The 15,066-nt window shown below is 61.2% G+C and carries 12 protein-coding genes; 7 read left to right on the top strand and 5 right to left on the bottom strand.

Annotation, left to right across the window (positions count from 1 at the left end):
- The 3 genes from QP904_RS02620 to purT form a co-directional block, all read left to right on the top strand.
- The coding region (locus QP904_RS02620) for a VaFE repeat-containing surface-anchored protein (protein WP_284835478.1) at positions 1-1,148 on the top strand (1,148 nt) is incomplete at its 5' end.
- Positions 1,149-1,302: 154 nt separating this feature from the next.
- Positions 1,303-2,136 (top strand): class F sortase, encoded by an 834-nt coding sequence (locus QP904_RS02615; RefSeq protein ID WP_200288598.1) that lies wholly within the window; start codon positions 1,303-1,305, stop codon positions 2,134-2,136.
- Between the two features lie 151 nt (positions 2,137-2,287).
- Complete coding sequence (purT, locus tag QP904_RS02610) at positions 2,288-3,640, top strand: formate-dependent phosphoribosylglycinamide formyltransferase (protein ID WP_284835477.1); 1,353 nt, start codon at positions 2,288-2,290, stop codon at positions 3,638-3,640.
- Positions 3,641-3,663: 23 nt separating this feature from the next.
- Here the strand turns inward: purT and QP904_RS02605 are convergent, their stop codons facing one another.
- Positions 3,664-4,146 (bottom strand): GNAT family N-acetyltransferase, encoded by a 483-nt coding sequence (locus QP904_RS02605; RefSeq protein ID WP_284835476.1) that lies wholly within the window; start codon positions 4,144-4,146, stop codon positions 3,664-3,666.
- Positions 4,147-4,149: 3 nt separating this feature from the next.
- On the bottom strand, positions 4,150-5,511 hold the full coding sequence (locus QP904_RS02600; protein ID WP_239208110.1) for an FAD-dependent oxidoreductase: 1,362 nt from the start codon (positions 5,509-5,511) through the stop codon (positions 4,150-4,152).
- 228 nt (positions 5,512-5,739) lie between these two features.
- Here QP904_RS02600 and pta point away from each other — a divergent pair, with 228 nt between their 5' ends.
- Together pta and QP904_RS02590 are read left to right on the top strand one after the other, a co-directional pair.
- Positions 5,740-7,101 carry a phosphate acetyltransferase gene (pta, locus tag QP904_RS02595; protein WP_284835475.1) on the top strand — a complete coding sequence of 454 codons (1,362 nt, stop codon included), beginning with the start codon at positions 5,740-5,742 and terminating at the stop codon, positions 7,099-7,101.
- Positions 7,102-8,325 carry an acetate kinase gene (locus QP904_RS02590; RefSeq protein WP_239205411.1) on the top strand — a complete coding sequence of 408 codons (1,224 nt, stop codon included), beginning with the start codon at positions 7,102-7,104 and terminating at the stop codon, positions 8,323-8,325.
- A gap of 121 nt (positions 8,326-8,446) precedes the next feature.
- Here the strand turns inward: QP904_RS02590 and QP904_RS02585 are convergent, their stop codons facing one another.
- Genes QP904_RS02585 through QP904_RS02575 form a run of 3 tightly spaced genes read right to left on the bottom strand, consistent with a single transcriptional unit; the run spans position 8,447 to position 13,475 of the window.
- Positions 8,447-11,020 carry a serine/threonine protein kinase gene (locus QP904_RS02585; RefSeq protein WP_284835474.1) on the bottom strand — a complete coding sequence of 858 codons (2,574 nt, stop codon included), beginning with the start codon at positions 11,018-11,020 and terminating at the stop codon, positions 8,447-8,449.
- On the bottom strand, positions 11,017-12,030 hold the full coding sequence (locus QP904_RS02580) for a glutamate ABC transporter substrate-binding protein (RefSeq protein ID WP_200288605.1): 1,014 nt from the start codon (positions 12,028-12,030) through the stop codon (positions 11,017-11,019). The genes QP904_RS02585 and QP904_RS02580 overlap by 4 nt, the downstream gene beginning before the upstream one ends.
- Positions 12,030-13,475 carry a GlnX family signal transduction membrane protein gene (locus QP904_RS02575; protein ID WP_023019975.1) on the bottom strand — a complete coding sequence of 482 codons (1,446 nt, stop codon included), beginning with the start codon at positions 13,473-13,475 and terminating at the stop codon, positions 12,030-12,032. Before QP904_RS02575 ends, QP904_RS02580 begins: the two co-directional genes overlap by 1 nt.
- A 70-nt stretch (positions 13,476-13,545) precedes the next feature.
- Between QP904_RS02575 and QP904_RS02570 the strand changes: the two genes are divergently transcribed.
- Both QP904_RS02570 and QP904_RS02565 read left to right on the top strand, forming a co-directional pair.
- Positions 13,546-14,040 (top strand): NUDIX domain-containing protein, encoded by a 495-nt coding sequence (locus tag QP904_RS02570; protein ID WP_023019974.1) that lies wholly within the window; start codon positions 13,546-13,548, stop codon positions 14,038-14,040.
- A gap of 29 nt (positions 14,041-14,069) precedes the next feature.
- The gene (locus QP904_RS02565) at positions 14,070-15,065 is read left to right on the top strand and encodes an ABC transporter ATP-binding protein (RefSeq protein ID WP_239208106.1); all 996 of its coding nucleotides are present in this window, start codon (positions 14,070-14,072) and stop codon (positions 15,063-15,065) included.
- The last annotated feature ends 1 nt before the right edge of the window (position 15,066 follow it).

The following is a 15,066-nucleotide window of genomic DNA, read 5'->3' as shown; positions in this document are numbered from 1 at the left end:
AGGTTGTGGACCAGGTTTCCTACGAGGGTCTGGTTCCGGGTAAGCAGTACACTCTGGATGCCCAGCTGATTTCCAAGGAAGACGGTAAGACTGTTCTTGGTGAGACCAAGGGTCACAAGTTCACTCCGGCGAGCGCTAATGGTACTGAGGCTGTCACCATCGTTGTCGATGAGAAGGTAACTGAGCCGGTTGAGGCTGCGGTTGCTTTCGAGACGTTGACTTCCACCGAGGTGGATAAGCACGGTGAGGATAAGCCGACCGATGAGGACAACCCGAACCACGTTGGTGAGCACAAGGACATCAACGATGAGGATCAGACTGTGACCTCCGAGGGCTCTGAGAAGACTCCGAAGATCACCACTAACGCTGACTTCGAGAAGGGCTCCCACGCAGTTATTGCTGGTGCCAAGATTGTTGACGAGGTTACCTACGAGGGTCTGGTTCCGGGTAAGGAATACACCCTGAAGGCAGAGCTCATTAACAAGAAGGACGGCAAGTCTGTTCTGGGTACTGGTGAGAAGACCTTCACTCCGGAGAAGTCCGAGGGCATGGTTCCTGTGACCATCACCGTGAACGATGATGTGAAGGAGCCTGTCCAGGCTGCGGTTGCCTTCGAGGAGCTCACCTCCACAGAGGTCAACGACAAGGGTGAGGACACCCCGGATACCACTCCGGACAAGCCGAACCACATTGCTGAGCACAAGGACATCAATGATGAGGCCCAGACCGTGACCTCCCACGAGGTCGACGATCAGGACACCCCAGACGGTTCCTCCAAGGGCAAGATTCCGTGGTGGCTCATCCTGATTCCGGGTATCGGCCTGGGCAAGATCATCAAGGATCGCCACGACCACAACGACCACGGCAGCCACAACGGTGGCCACGGTGACAACACCAGCAGCCACAATGGCGGCCACGGTGACAACACCGGCAACCACAATGGTGGCAATGGTCACGAGGTCAAGGGTCAGGACGCTCCTAAGGGCGGCAACTCTGACAATGGAAACGGCCGCGGCGTCGAGGTCCAAGGTCAGGAACCTGAAGAGACTGGTAACGCACTGCCATCCAACGCCGAGCGCGTTGAGATTAAGTCCGTACCGTCCGGCGCAACCGAGCTTGAGCCGGGTATGCAGGATTACATCAAGTAGTCCATAAGCATCGGTGAGGCGGCCCGCGGGTCGCCCCACCGGGGTTGAGACTTAAACACCAAAATCCCCTCCAGGGTGTGACTGCACACGCTGGAGGGGATTTGCATATAACCTGCACAAGGTAGACAAAACGAGGAAGTAAAGGAAGCTAGCTATGGGAAAGCACGCGCAACCACAGCAGCCGGAAGAGAATGGAACTTCGCAGTATCCGGCGAGTGGGGAAGAAGGGGGCGTCGGCAAGCAGGGCATGGGCCGTGGCAAGCTGATCGCCATTATTGCGGCAATTGTTGTCGTGGCATTGGTATTGCTGCAGGTAGTGCTGTACCTGGCGCGCGATGATGAGGATGAGGCTGGCTCGGCGCCAGAGACGGTGGCCAGCGAGAGTGCCCCTGAGGAATCTGGGCCGAAGTCCGATGCTTTTGTGGATGATTCGGGCCAGCAGGAGCACGAGTATGAGGCCGCGCCTGGTGAATTCAAGGGCTTTGAAGGCATGTCCGTGGGCATCGATGGCGAGTACGCGGCCGTAGACCCCGTACAGGTCACGGACCAGGGCGTGCTGCTTCCGCCGCACGACGTCACCCGCGTGGGCTGGTACTCCGCCTCCGCAGTGCCGGGTGAGCCGGGCAATGTGGGCTCGAGTGTGATTACCGGCCACATTAACTACCAGGGCCAGGGTACCGGTTATGCGGAGAAGTTCACCAAGCTGAAGAAGGACCAGGAATTCACCGTGGTCATCGACGGCCAGGAGCGCACCTTCCGCGTGACCGAGGCGCCGTACCGTCTGCCCAAGGGTTCCGGTTTCCCGGATGTGGTCAATGATAAGGAAGGCGAGAACCGCCTGGTTCTTATTACCTGCGGCGGCCAGTTTGTTGGCGGCGCACTGGGTTATGAGGACAACATCATTACCGTAGCGGAGCCGGTAGGCGAGCCGGAGCAGCCCGCCGAGCAACCGGCAGGGGAGGCTCCGGCTGAGGCTCCTGCAGCCTAGGCGGAAATGTTTCAGGCGCCCTGTGGAATTGCCCACAGGGCGCCTTTTCTTATCCGTGGCACCTGGCATGTGGGTAGTGGGGTTGGGGCCTAAATATGAAATAATTTAGGGCAGTAACCGCCGCTGCCTGCGGCTTAGAAGGAGCATTTTCATGGATAATCCAGGCGAGATCGCCGGTCATATTGGCACGCCGCTGACCAGCAATGCCACCAAGGTATTGCTGCTGGGCTCAGGCGAGCTGGGCAAGCAGCTGGCCATGTCCTTCCAGAACCTGGGCCTTGAGGTCCACGCGGTGGACTCGTATGCGGGCGCGCCGGCACACCAAGTGGCGCAGTATAGCTACGTCGCCGATATCAAGGACGCCGGGCGCATCCTGCAGCTAGCACAAGAGATTCAGCCGCACTTTGTGGTTCCAGAGGTAGAGACCGTAGCGGTAGAAGCGCTGGAAGAGATGGAAGCGCAGAGTGACGCCATCGTGGTCCCCTCGGCTCGCGCCTGCGCCATGACGCAGGATCGCCAGTGCGTGCGCGAGGTGGCCGAGAATATTGGATTGCCGGTCTCCGCGTATCGCTTTGCTAGCTCATTGGAGGAGCTAGAAGAAGCAGTCGGGGAGCTGGGCTTTCCGTGCATCATTAAGCCGGATGTCTCCACCTCCGGCAAGGGCCACATGATTGCCCGAGATGAGGACGATGTGCGTGTGGCCTGGGAGACCGTGCGGCGGGTGTCCTCGGACTCGCAGCGCGTGGTGGCCGAGCGTTTCGTGGACTTTGATCTTGAGGTCACCCTGCTAGCTATCCGCTCCATCGACCCGGCCACGGGCAAGCTGGCAACGTGGTTTAGCGAGCCCATTGGTCACCGCCACGAGCGCGGTGACCTCGTGGAGGAGTGGCAGCCTACTGGAATGAGCGAGATTGCGCTGGAAAATGCCCGCTCTGTGGCGGCGCGCATCTCCAATGAGCTGGGTGGTCGCGGCGTGTACTGCGTGGAGCTGTTCGTCGCCGGCGATGACGTGTACTTTTCCTCCGTATCCCCGCGCCCCGCGGATACGGCGATGCTTACCGCCTACACGCAGCGCTTTTCCGAGTTTGACCTGCATGCCCGGGCGATTTTGGGCTACCCCATCGACGCCACCCTGGTCACCCCGGGTGCCAGCGTGGTCATCCACGCGGACGAGGAGCTGAATGAGGTGGCCTATACCGGCGTCGCCGCGGCCCTTAGCTATGCGGAGACGGACGTGAAACTCTTTGGCAAGCCGGGGGCCTACAAGGGCCGCCGCATGGGTTTGGTCTCTTCTACTGCAGAAAATGTGGAAGAAGCGCGCGACCGTGCGGCTCTAGCGGCACACAAGATCGAGGTGACCACCACGCCGGGTCTGCTGGCGCAAGGCGGCGCCCGCGGCATCGATCCAGAAACCGAGAATGTTCCCGATATTGAGGTCGTGGAGTACGAAGGCGGCGTGGAGCTCGATCCGAAGCTCGCCTCCGGCGTGGACGACGCCGACTAGGAGGCGGCCAGCTGTCCAAGCGTCTAGCTGGCGGGGCGCAGCATCGGCTGGTGGGGGACTCCTTCGTCGTCGAATAGCTCGCCTACCGGAGTAAAGCCAAAGCCGGCGTAATAGTCCACGAGGCCGGCCTGCGCCTCTAGGTAGAGCGGCTTGCCTGGGTGCATGCGCTCGCCTAGGTCGACGGCCGCCTGGAGAAGTTCGCGGCCGAGGCCCGTGCCGCGCGCGGCGGGCGCGAGCGCGAAGCGGCCGATTTGTGCGCCGGTGGCGTCGGCAAGCGCGGCGTCAGTAGGCGCAGCCGGAAAGACGCGGGCCGTGCCGAGCAATTCGTGGGAGTCCGTATCCCAGGCCAGCAGGTGCACGGTCTGGAGGTCGGCGTCGGTGGCGTCAATCTCGGCATACGGGCAGCGCTGCTCGTGCACAAAGACATCCACCCGCAGCTTGTAGAGCTGGTGGACGTCCAAGGCTGCCAGTTGACCCAAGGGCGCGGCGGAAATGAAATGCGGCATGGGCTAGGCCTGCGGACCGGCGTGCTTGACCATCTCGTCCCACTCGACGATCTTGATGCGCTCGCGGCCGTGCGGTTCACCGGCGGCGCGCTCCGCGGCATCCAGGCGGTGCCAGCCTTCCCAGGTGGTCACGGCGATATCGCGGGAAGCCAGGAAGTCCAGGATGTCCTGCGGATCGCGCTTGGTGGCAGGCTCCAAGTCACCGGCCTTGTAATCGGCGATGAGCATGGTGGTGGTGTCCTTGGCATCGGACTTGGTATTGCCAATCAGGCCTACTGGGCCGCGCTTAATCCAGCCGGTGGTGTAGAGGCCAGGCAGCTTTTCGCCGTCGACATTGGCCAGCACATGGCCGCCGTCGTTTGGCATGGTGGCCTTGGTCTCGTCGAAGGGCACACCGTCGACGGACTGTGGGTGGTAGCCCACCGCGCGGTAGACGGCCTGGACCGGCCACTCGGTGTACTTGCCGGTACCGGTTACGGTGCCATCGCCGTTGAGCTCAGTGCGCTCGGTCTTGATGGCGGTGACGTGGCCGTCCTCACCCAACACCTCTACCGGGGACTCGAAGAAGTGAATGTAGAGCTTGTGCGGGGCATCGCCCGGCTCGCGCATAGCGTAGGACTCTAGCGTCTGGCATACCAGGTCGGTGGACTTGGCGGCGCGGCGTGCCTCCTCGGAGGCGGCGTCATATTCGATGTCCTCGGGGTTGACAATGACCTCAATGGTCGGGGACTCGTCTAGCTCCTTGAGCTCCTTCGGCGTGTACTTGGCCTGTGCCGGGCCGCGGCGGCCGAAGACGTGGACCTCCTTGGCGCGGTTTTTCTTCAGCGCTGCGTAGACATTATCCGGGATCTCGGTAACGAGCAGCTCGTCGGCGGTCTTGGCCAAGATACGAGAGACGTCGAGGGAGACATTGCCCACGCCCACGACGGCGACGGATTCTGCGGAGAGATCCCAGTCGCGCTCGAAGTTGGGGTTGCCGTCATAAAAGCCTACGAACTCGCCCGCGCCGTGATTGCCCTTAAGATCCTCACCGGGGATGCCCATGCGCTTATCGGCGGTGGCGCCGGTGGCGAAGATGATAGCGTCGTAATACTCGCGCATCTCCTCGACGGTGATGTCCTTGCCCACCTCGATATTGCCCAGGAAGCGGATCTCTTCTTTTTCCATAACGTTGTGCAGGGACTGCACGATGCCCTTAATACGCGGGTGATCCGGTGCCACGCCGTAGCGGATCAAACCGAACGGCGTTGGCATCTTTTCAAAAAGATCGATCTGCACATCGAGGTCGGATTTCACTAGAAGGTCAGAGGCGTAAATGCCTGCCGGGCCGGAGCCGACCACGGCGACGCGCACTGGGTTAGTCATGTGCTTAGGGTGTCCTTTCTTTCGTTGTGCTGCATATTCTACGCGGTCACTATGCGATAAAAACCACAGCATTACTAACCCCAGTTTAGGGCGGTCACGATAGGGCATAGGAGGGGGTAAATCGCGTACAGTGGAAGAGTCACCGCGTGTTAATAACTGTGATGGATGACATGAAGTTATGACACGCGTTAATTGTGTTCAAGTGACCGTGAATGAAAGGTAATTTGCATGTCTGCATCCCATTCCGCAGTTATCAGCACTATCGGCCGTGGCTTTGATGGCCTCGACGTGTCGGCCCTAGCCCAAGACTTGGGGGCGGAGTTCATCCGTCTCGAAGACTTTGACCCCACCGTCGCCGCTGTACTCGCTGAGGCTCCTGCTGCCGAGAACATCGTGGCGCAGGGCACCGGCGATATCTCTTTTGATGCTGAGGTAGCTGCCGCCCTCGGCTTGCCCTTGGCCATCATTTCCGGCGCCCCGCAGCGCACCGGCGAGCTGGCACAGCACAATGCGGAATCCTTGGGTGCCACCGTTGCTGGCATCTTCACCGATCTCGAAGCAGTTCCGGGCGCACTTGCCTCGCTTGGCGACGTCACCCCGGTCATGTCCGCAGACCTCTTCCAGAAGCAGCTCATTGACCAGGCCCGCGCCGCCGGTTCGCACATCGTTCTGCCAGAGGGCGATGATGACCGTATCCTCGAGGCCGCCCACGTGGTGCTGCGCGATAAGGTTGCCAAGCTGACCATCCTGGGCAACGAGGCCGATATCAAGGCCCGCGCCGAAGAGCTCAAGCTCGACCTGGCTGGTGCCGAGATCATCAACCACCTCGAGTCCCCGCTGGCAGAGGAGTTCGCCGCCGACTTTGCCGAGCTGCGCAAGAAGAAGGGTGTCACCCTCGAGCAGGCGCGCGAGACGATGCAGGACATCTCCTACTTCGCCACCATGATGGTGCACAAGGGCTTGGCCGATGGCATGGTCTCCGGCGCTGCTCACACCACCGCCCACACCATCAAGCCTTCCTTCCAGATCATCAAGACCAAGCCGAATGCTTCCGTCGTCTCCTCCATCTTCCTGATGGTCATGCGCGGCCGCCTGTGGGCCTTTGGTGACTGCGCCGTCAACCCGAACCCCACCGCCGAGCAGCTGGGTGAGATCGCGATTGTCTCCGCACAGACCGCTTCCCAGTTCGGCATCGACCCGCGCGTGGCCATGCTGTCCTACTCCTCCGGTACTTCCGGTTCCGGCCCGGACGTCGAGCGCGCCGTGGCCGCCGTAGAGGCCGCCAAGAAGCTGGATTCCTCCGTCAAGGTGGATGGTCCGCTGCAGTTCGATGCCGCCTGCGATCCAGGCGTTGCTGCGAAGAAGATGCCGAATTCTGAGGTTGCCGGACAGGCAAATGTTTTCGTCTTCCCGGACTTGGAGGCTGGCAATATTGGCTACAAGACGGCACAGCGCACCGGCGGCGCGCTCGCCGTGGGCCCGATTCTGCAGGGCCTGAACAAGCCGGTTAACGATTTGTCGCGTGGCGCGACCGTTCCGGACATCATCAACACCGTTGCAATCACCGCTATTCAGGCTGGAGAGAAATAAATGTCATACGTTCTGGTCCTTAACTCAGGTTCATCCTCCGTTAAATTCCAGCTGGTCGATCCCGAATCCAGCGCCACGGATACCCCGTTGGTTTCTGGTTTGGTCGAGCAGGTTGGCGAGCCCCTCGGCGCTGTCACCGTGAAGACCGGTGGCGAGAAGTACAAGGAAGAGCTGGAAATTCCTACTCACTCCTTCGGCCTTGAGCGCGCTTTTGCCATCATGAGCGAGCACAACGTTGGCCCGACCGACGTGGATGTCATCGCCGTTGGTCACCGTGTTGTCCACGGCGGCCGCCTCTTCTCCGAGCCTCAGCTCATCGTGGACCAGATCGAGTCCATGATCGAGGACCTCATCCCGCTGGCTCCACTGCACAACCCGGCCAACTTGGACGGCATCCGCGTGGCTCGCAAGATGCTGCCGGATATTCCACACGTTGCCGTCTTCGATACCGCCTTCTTCAACACCCTGCCGCCGGCAGCCGCGCTGTATGCCATCAATAATGAGGTGGCATCCAAGTACGATATCCGCCGCTACGGCTTCCACGGCACCTCCCACGAGTTCGTCTCTCAGCAGGTTCCAGGCCTGCTGGGCCGCGATCCGATGCACACCCACCAGATCACCCTTCACCTGGGCAACGGTGCCTCCGCTGCGGCCATCCGCAACGGCCGCGCCATTGATACCTCGATGGGCCTGACCCCGCTGGCCGGTTTGGCCATGGGGACCCGTTCTGGCGATATTGACCCAGGCATCATTTTCCACCTTGTCCGCCAAGCGGGCATGAGCGTGGATGAGATTGACAACCTGCTCAATAAGCAGTCCGGTGTCAAAGGCATCTCCGGTGTCAATGACTTCCGTACGCTGCGCGAGCGCATCGACAACGAGGACCAGGACGCGTGGCTGGCCTACAATATCTACATCCACCAGCTGCGCCGCTTCATCGGTTCCTACATGATTTCCCTGGGCCGCGTTGACGCCATCACCTTTACCGCCGGTGTGGGTGAAAACGATACCGAGGTGCGCCAGGACTCCCTGTACAACCTGGATATGTACGGCATCCACTTTGATAAGGAGCGCAACTTGGTCCGCTCCGATCAGCCGCGCATGATTTCCACTGAGGATTCCCCGGTTAAGGTCTTTGTCGTTCCGACCAATGAGGAGCTGGCTATCGCGCAGAAGTCTGCCGAAATCGCCGCTATGGCGCGTGAGGCTGGGCTTTACAAATAGAAAGGTTCCTCCCCGGCCAGCGAAAGCGGCCGAGCAGTGAACAAGGGGGCGTGCGGTAAAAAGACCGCACGCCCCCTTCTTTTGTTTTTCTGCGCTGTGCGAGTAGATGAAAGAACGCAAGCTAGAAGGTGGTCACGGGGCGGACCTGGTTGGCAAGGTCCACGAGGACGTAGCGGTGGCGGCTAAACGGTGCCTGGCGGGCGAGGGCGCGGAGGGTCTCGGACAGGCCGGTGCGCAGACCGCGTTGGGTGAAGGCGTATTCGAAAAGATCGTTGGGGGAGGCGGCATGGGAAAGATCCGCGTTGCGCAGGAAGTTAAGGCCGGCGGAGATGACGGCGATCTTGATCTGGAGGAAGCGCGGCTCGTTGGTGGGGACCTCTTCGAGGCGTCGGGCAGCGCGGCGGATGCGGGACTCGGAGAGATCGTGGACGATGAGCTGAAGGATCGTCGTCAAGCGGGCCATGCGGTAGTGACGCGAGGCATTAGGAACCTTGTCTAGTACGGTGACGGCGACCTCCACCTCTCCCTCGGAGCGCAGCTGGCGGGCGAGGCCAAAGGAGGAGGACACGGTGGTGGGGTTGGTGGACCACACGATGCCGTAGAGGCGCATGGAGTTAAACCGCAGGGCAGCTGGGTCTTGCGTGACGTGGTTCCAGATTTCTGGCTGGCCCTCAAAGGCGGAGTTGGGGAGATCGGCCAAGGTGGAATGCATATTGGAACAGGCCCGGGCCACCCTGGGATCAATGAGCGAGATTTCGCTGTAGTCCAGTTGCTGCAGGATGAGCTCGTTGATGGCGGCGATGGCGAGTTTGGGTGCCGCCTCGCCCGGAAGGAGATCGAGGACGGCGGAGAAGTATTTCTGGGCGTCGCGGTAGTCATCGAGGAGCAGTTCCGTGATGCCGGCATACCACTGGAAGCGCCAGTCCCGGCCGAGGCGGTTTTCGATGGAGCTGAGCCACTGCCGCGCCTGGCCGGTATAGCCCAGGTCGATCATGGAGCGCACCACGCCGAGTGGAATTTCGGCCGAGTGCTCGTACTCGGGGGTCTGCATGGCCTGGCGGAGGGTTTCGAGGGCTTCTTGTGGCTCCGCGTAGGAAGCACCCTGCAGCAGGCCGGCGCCCACATCGTCGCGGTCTAGCAGCGGGGTGGGCAGGGCGGAGACTACCTCGGGGGCGGTGATCTGGACGGTGCGATCGATGCCGTCAATAAGCTGGTCGGTGCGAAAGACCAAGTGCTTGGTGCCAAAGGTGGTACGTTGCGGCGAAAAGAGCGAGTGCTGGGAAGGATATTGCAGGCCGTCGCGGATGGCAATGACCTCGCGCAGCACGCCGTAGAGCTGGGTGCGCAGCTCCTTGATGGAGGTAAAGCGGCGCTCCGGATCCGGGTCCGTGGCGCGCTGTAGCAGGCGGTATAAGGACAAGAAACGGCGCAGTTCCGGCTCCTCGGTGGGGGTGGGGATACCTGGCAGATAAACGCCGTCTTCGGTAGGAAGCTTGAGGCACAGCGAGGCTAAGGTACGGCCGATGGTGTAGATATCGCTGGCGATGGAAGGCCCCTCGGTGGCGACTTCCGGGGCCTGATAACCCTTGGTGCCGTAGATATAGCCAAAGGCGCCGATGCCGGAGACCGCGCCCAAGTCAATGAGTTTGACCTGGTCCTCGGTGACGATGATGTTATCGGGCTTTAAGTCGTTATAGACCACCCCGCGCGAATGCAGGTACTCCAGCGCGGGCAGGACTTCCAGGATATAAGCGATTGCGATATCGACCGGCAGTAGCTTGTCCGTCTGCTTTTTCCGCCTGTTTTTAAGCGACGGCCCGCCGACGTACTCCATGACAATAAAGCCGCCGGGTACCCGGGGGTCATCGATGAAGTTGAAAATCTTGACGATGCCCGGGTGGGTAATATCCGCGAGGAACTCGCGTTCTGCCACCGCAGCGGCGGTTTCATCGGCCGATTTTTGTGCCTGCATACCTTTGAGGACCACCACTCTTCCAGAAACAAAGTGGTCATTGGCCAGGTAAATCCAGCCCATGCCGCCATGGGCGATGACGCCCAAGATTTCATATTGGCCGGCCACCATGTCACCAGGCTGTAACTGCGGTGGCGGGATCTTTTTACCGGAGGATGCCTCGTGTGGGTCGATCAGGGCGTCGGTCGGCTCGGAGGGGGTGATAAACGGCAGGCGCACCATGCCATCGGCCACGCGGCGTTCGGTGCGGTGGGTGCCACGGCGCTCGCGGAAGGTATCGAGTGCGCGGCGGCGCGAGCGCTGCGAGGAGTCCTCCTGGGTCTGCTGGGCGCGCTGCTGTTCGCGCTTAGCCCGGATATTGTCTAGGTCCGCCAAGAGGCTAGAGATATGGTCCGGGTCGATGGAACCATCGCCATCCTCGTCATCGTCTGCGAAGGGATCGAAGGCTACCGCGGAGGTGCCGGTATCACCGTCTGCTTCATCCTCGTCAGCGAAGGGATCAAAGGCCACCGCCGCGGTTGCTTCCTCGTCTTCGTCCGCAAACGGGTCAAAAGCTACGGCTGCGGTGGCGGGGCCGTCGTCCGAGGGGGCATCGCCTAGCGCATCCGGCTCCTGCGCGGAATTGGTGGCATTGGTGGGCTGGCGGAAGGCACGCTGGGTATCAAGGTTTTCCGGCTCGATGTATTCGAGCTCATCATCGCTAAAGTTCGGGTTATGGCTCATGGTTTAGCCTCCTCCTCGATATACTTTCCGGCCGGCAGCGTGGGCTCTTCTAAGTAGGCACCGAGCCACTCCTCAAAAAGGGAAGACCACGTGCCATCGCGGCGTATGCGCTCTAGCGTGGAATTTATTTGGCGCAGCAGTGGGCGGGTGTCATGCTGCTTGCTGGGCAGGCGCACGGCCACGCCGTAGTTTTCGGTTTCCAGCGGTTCGCCCACGATGGAGGTATAGGAATCCTGGGCGGCCATGCCGGAGAGCAGGGCATCATCGACGACGATGCCATCGGCCTGGTTGAGCTGCAGTGCCATGAGGCAATCGCCCCAGGAACGGGTGACCAAGATATCGGCTTTGGGGGCGTGCTCGCGGATGGTATCGAGTGCGGTGGATTCGCCCACACCGCACAGCGTCTTCCCAGCGGTGTCCTTGATGGATTTGATGCCAGATTTGCTGAGCACCAGCATGCGGGTTTGGGTACGCATATAGGGGATGGAAAAGGCCACCTCCCGCTCTCGCTCCGGGCTAATGGTCATCGTGCGCACAATCATGTCCACCGCGCCGGAATTAAGGGCATCGACTCGGTTGGAGGATTCCACGAAGCGGAAGTCCACCTTATTGGGAGCACCAAAAATATCGCGGGCAACCTCGCGGGCGATATCTACCTCGAAGCCGCGTACTTCACCCGAGGCGGCGTCGCGGTAACTCAGCAAGTTATTGGAACGGTCCACACCCACGATGAGCCGGCCGCGCTTGACGATGTCCGGCACCCGTTCTTTCGCTTTCTTGTCATCTGGGCGGTAGCTGCCTTTAATGTCTTCACCAGAGGCGCGGTGCGCGGGGGTGGTTCCTGCCTTTTCAATCTTTGCCCCATCTGGCAGCGGCGGGCCCGGCTTTGCGTCAAGGGCCTGCTCGGCGGGCGCCTCCAGTGGCGGGGTAGAGCGGACATCGCAGGAAGCCAGAGGCAGCGCGGCGCAGACGCAGGCAAGCGAAGCGAGGACGAGGCGTGGGCGGCGCATTAGAGGTACTCCTGCAATCGGGGACGGATGCCCAGCCACACGGCGATAATGGCGCATAAGGTCAGCAAGAATACGGCCGAGGACACCGCGGTCATGGCGGTCAGGCCGCGTTCCAGGTAGCTGCGCATAGCGACGCGCGCCTGACTAATGAGATCGGAGAGCTCCGCGTCGAGCTCGTCATAGGAACGCGCCGTGGTCATCTCACCGTCCTTGGGCTCGGTGGCCGTGGCCTGGTAGATGGCTTCATCATAGTCGCCGTCTTTCAGCGCGCCCATGAGCTTATCGTGGGTGCCACGCCACTGCTCGGCGGCCGCCCGGGCGCTGTGGATGAGTTCGGGGTCGGTGACCTCCACGTCCTCATCATTGAGGGCATCCTCATAATCCTGCAAGGCCATTTCGATGGAGTTAATCGAGCTGGAAAAGCGCACCATCGTATCCTCCTCGGAGGAACGCAGCACCAGCGCCAGGGTTTCAGAGGTGCGCGCCTGCTGCGCCTCAATACGCGAGGCCGTCAGCGAATCCCATGGGCGCGAGGCTGTCTCAAAGCCCTGGTGGCCGGTGGACCAGGTAGCGAGGTTGGATAGTGCTACCCAAGAAATGGCTAGGAAGAGCAGCACGCTGGCCGTCAAAAAGCCACGATTAAAACGCCGGCGGGTCTGGCGCCACAGCCACCACTGGGCCACAACGAGGAAAAAGAGCGCGGCAAAGAGGCCGGAGAGCGGCACCCACTGCGGCGAAGTGAGCTTTTGCTGCTGCTGGTTTACCTTGGCGGTGGTCAGTTGGAAAAGCTCGGAGGCGGCCGGCAGGATATGCTCGCGCATTAGTGCAGAGGCATTGGACATATAGGAGTTAGCTACCGCATTGCCCGCCCGGTGATTAGAACGGGCCTTTTCCACCATCGCGGTATAGACGGGCAGCTCGCGCTGGATAAAGGTCACCAGCTCGCGCACACGGCCATCTTCCTGTGTGGTACCCAGCACGGATTCGGTGGCTGCCACCGAAGCGGCATCAATAGCTTCGTTATAGCTATCGCGATTTTGCTCTGATTCCACACCGGCCTGTACGAAGCCGGTGGTGGCCACGGTATCGGCCACCGAAAGCGAACTATAAAGGTGGTGCGCCGCATTCGACATCGGTTCGGTAGTGCTTAGCAGCTCGTCCAAATCGGAGTGGCGGGCGGCGGAAGATTGGGACATCGATAAGCCGGCAGCGCCCAGGGCCACGGTGAGGATGAGCGTGACCGTAAAAAGCTTGCCCGGGGTGGTGGAGGCAAAGTAGTAAAAGCGGCGCATCAGGCGCGCCGGGCCTGCGAACCATTGCATGGCGCGGCTGCTGAGCCCGCTGAAGGCCGGGCCGGTGGGCGCGGTGACCTCATCGAGCCAGTGATCGCTCGGGTGAGCGTGCTCGTTGTGCACGCTTTCTGCCCGGACTGCCTGCTCGGTCATTAACTCAGAATAGCGTCCGCAGTGTGCTGGGCGCCACCATATACCCGCGTGTGTGGCTAGGATAGGCAGCATGCATAATCCTCACAGTGGAGACGGCTGGGCGGCAGGTCCTGGCGGCATTCGGGTCTGGGGAAAATTCGGTGCCGCTGGCCTCTTTCTTGTTGCCGGGCGCAAGGTGCTTCTCCAACACCGTGCCGCGTGGACCAATCACGGCGATACATGGGGGATTCCGGGTGGCGCCCGTGATTTTACGGAGACGCCGACCCAGGCCGCGTTGCGCGAAACTCAGGAAGAATGCGCGATTGCGCCCCACGATGTAGAGGTACTCGATGCGCAAGTCACGGCCGGGCCTTATCCCGCAGCGGGGGATCTACCGGGGGAGTGGACCTATACCACCGTGCTCGCGCGCACGCGTACCGGTGTTCCGCTTCCTACTACAGCTAATGAAGAGTCCTATGAGCTGCGCTGGGTGCCTTTCGACGAGGTGGAGACCCTCCCATTATTGGCTGCCTTCCGCCGTTCCTTTCCCACCCTGCGGGAGAGTATGGAGGCATTGAACAGGTAAAGTTGCCAGATTTATGGCACTCTAGTGCCATGATCGAAGTAGAAGGACTGACTAAACAATATAAGTCTGTCCGCGCCGTTGATGATCTCACCTTTCAGGTAAAACCCGGCATGGTCACCGGGTTCCTAGGCCCCAATGGCGCGGGCAAATCCACCACCATGCGCATGATCCTCGGCTTGGATGCTCCTACGGCCGGCAAGGCGCGCATTAACGGCAAGCACTACCACGAGCTCAAGCAGCCCCTGCGTGAGGTGGGTGCCTTGCTCGATGCCAAGGCAGTGCACCGCAACCGCAGCGCCGCTAATCACCTGAAATGGATCGCACAGTCCAATGGCATTTCTACTTCCCGCGTTGACGAGGTCTTGGGGCTGGTAGGGCTTTCCGACGTCGCCGGTAAGAAAGTCGGCGGCTTCTCCCTCGGCATGGGCCAGCGCTTGGGCCTCGCCGGCGCACTGCTCGGTGACCCGGGCATCCTCATTTTGGACGAGCCGGTCAACGGCCTTGACCCGGAGGGCATTCGCTGGGTCCGCCAGCTGGTACGTGCCCTAGCCAAAGAGGGCCGCACCATTTTGATTTCTTCCCACCTGCTGTCGGAGATGTCCCAAACCGCAGATCACCTCGTGGTCATTGGTAAGGGCCGCTTGGTAGCGGACCAGCCCACCTATGACTTTGTGAAGGACCACTCGGAGTCCTCCGTGCTGGTGCGCTCCGATCACCTCGATGCCTTTGGCTCTGCTCTGCGCGCCGAGGGAATCTCCTTTACCGAGTCCACCGACGAGGAAGGCCGCCCCCGCTTGGTGATTGCCAACCAGACCACGGATTTCGTGGGCCAGCTGGCGTACTCCACCGGTGTGCCGCTTAATGAGCTAAGCCTCAAGAGCGCCTCCCTAGAGGACGCTTTCATGGAGCTTACTGGCGACGCCGTCCAGTACCACGGCTCCACTGGTGCCCCCACCGCCGGCGGTGCTACTGCCGGTGCCGGTGCTGCCACTCCGTTCGCTCGACCCACCCAGCAGGAGGTTTAAG

The sequence above is a fragment of the Corynebacterium nasorum genome (genome assembly GCF_030229765.1).
Taxonomy (GTDB): Bacteria; Actinomycetota; Actinomycetes; order Mycobacteriales; family Mycobacteriaceae; genus Corynebacterium; species Corynebacterium kefirresidentii.
The sequence above is the reverse complement of the archived record's forward strand: the minus strand, read 5'-3'. Positions and strand labels throughout refer to the sequence as shown.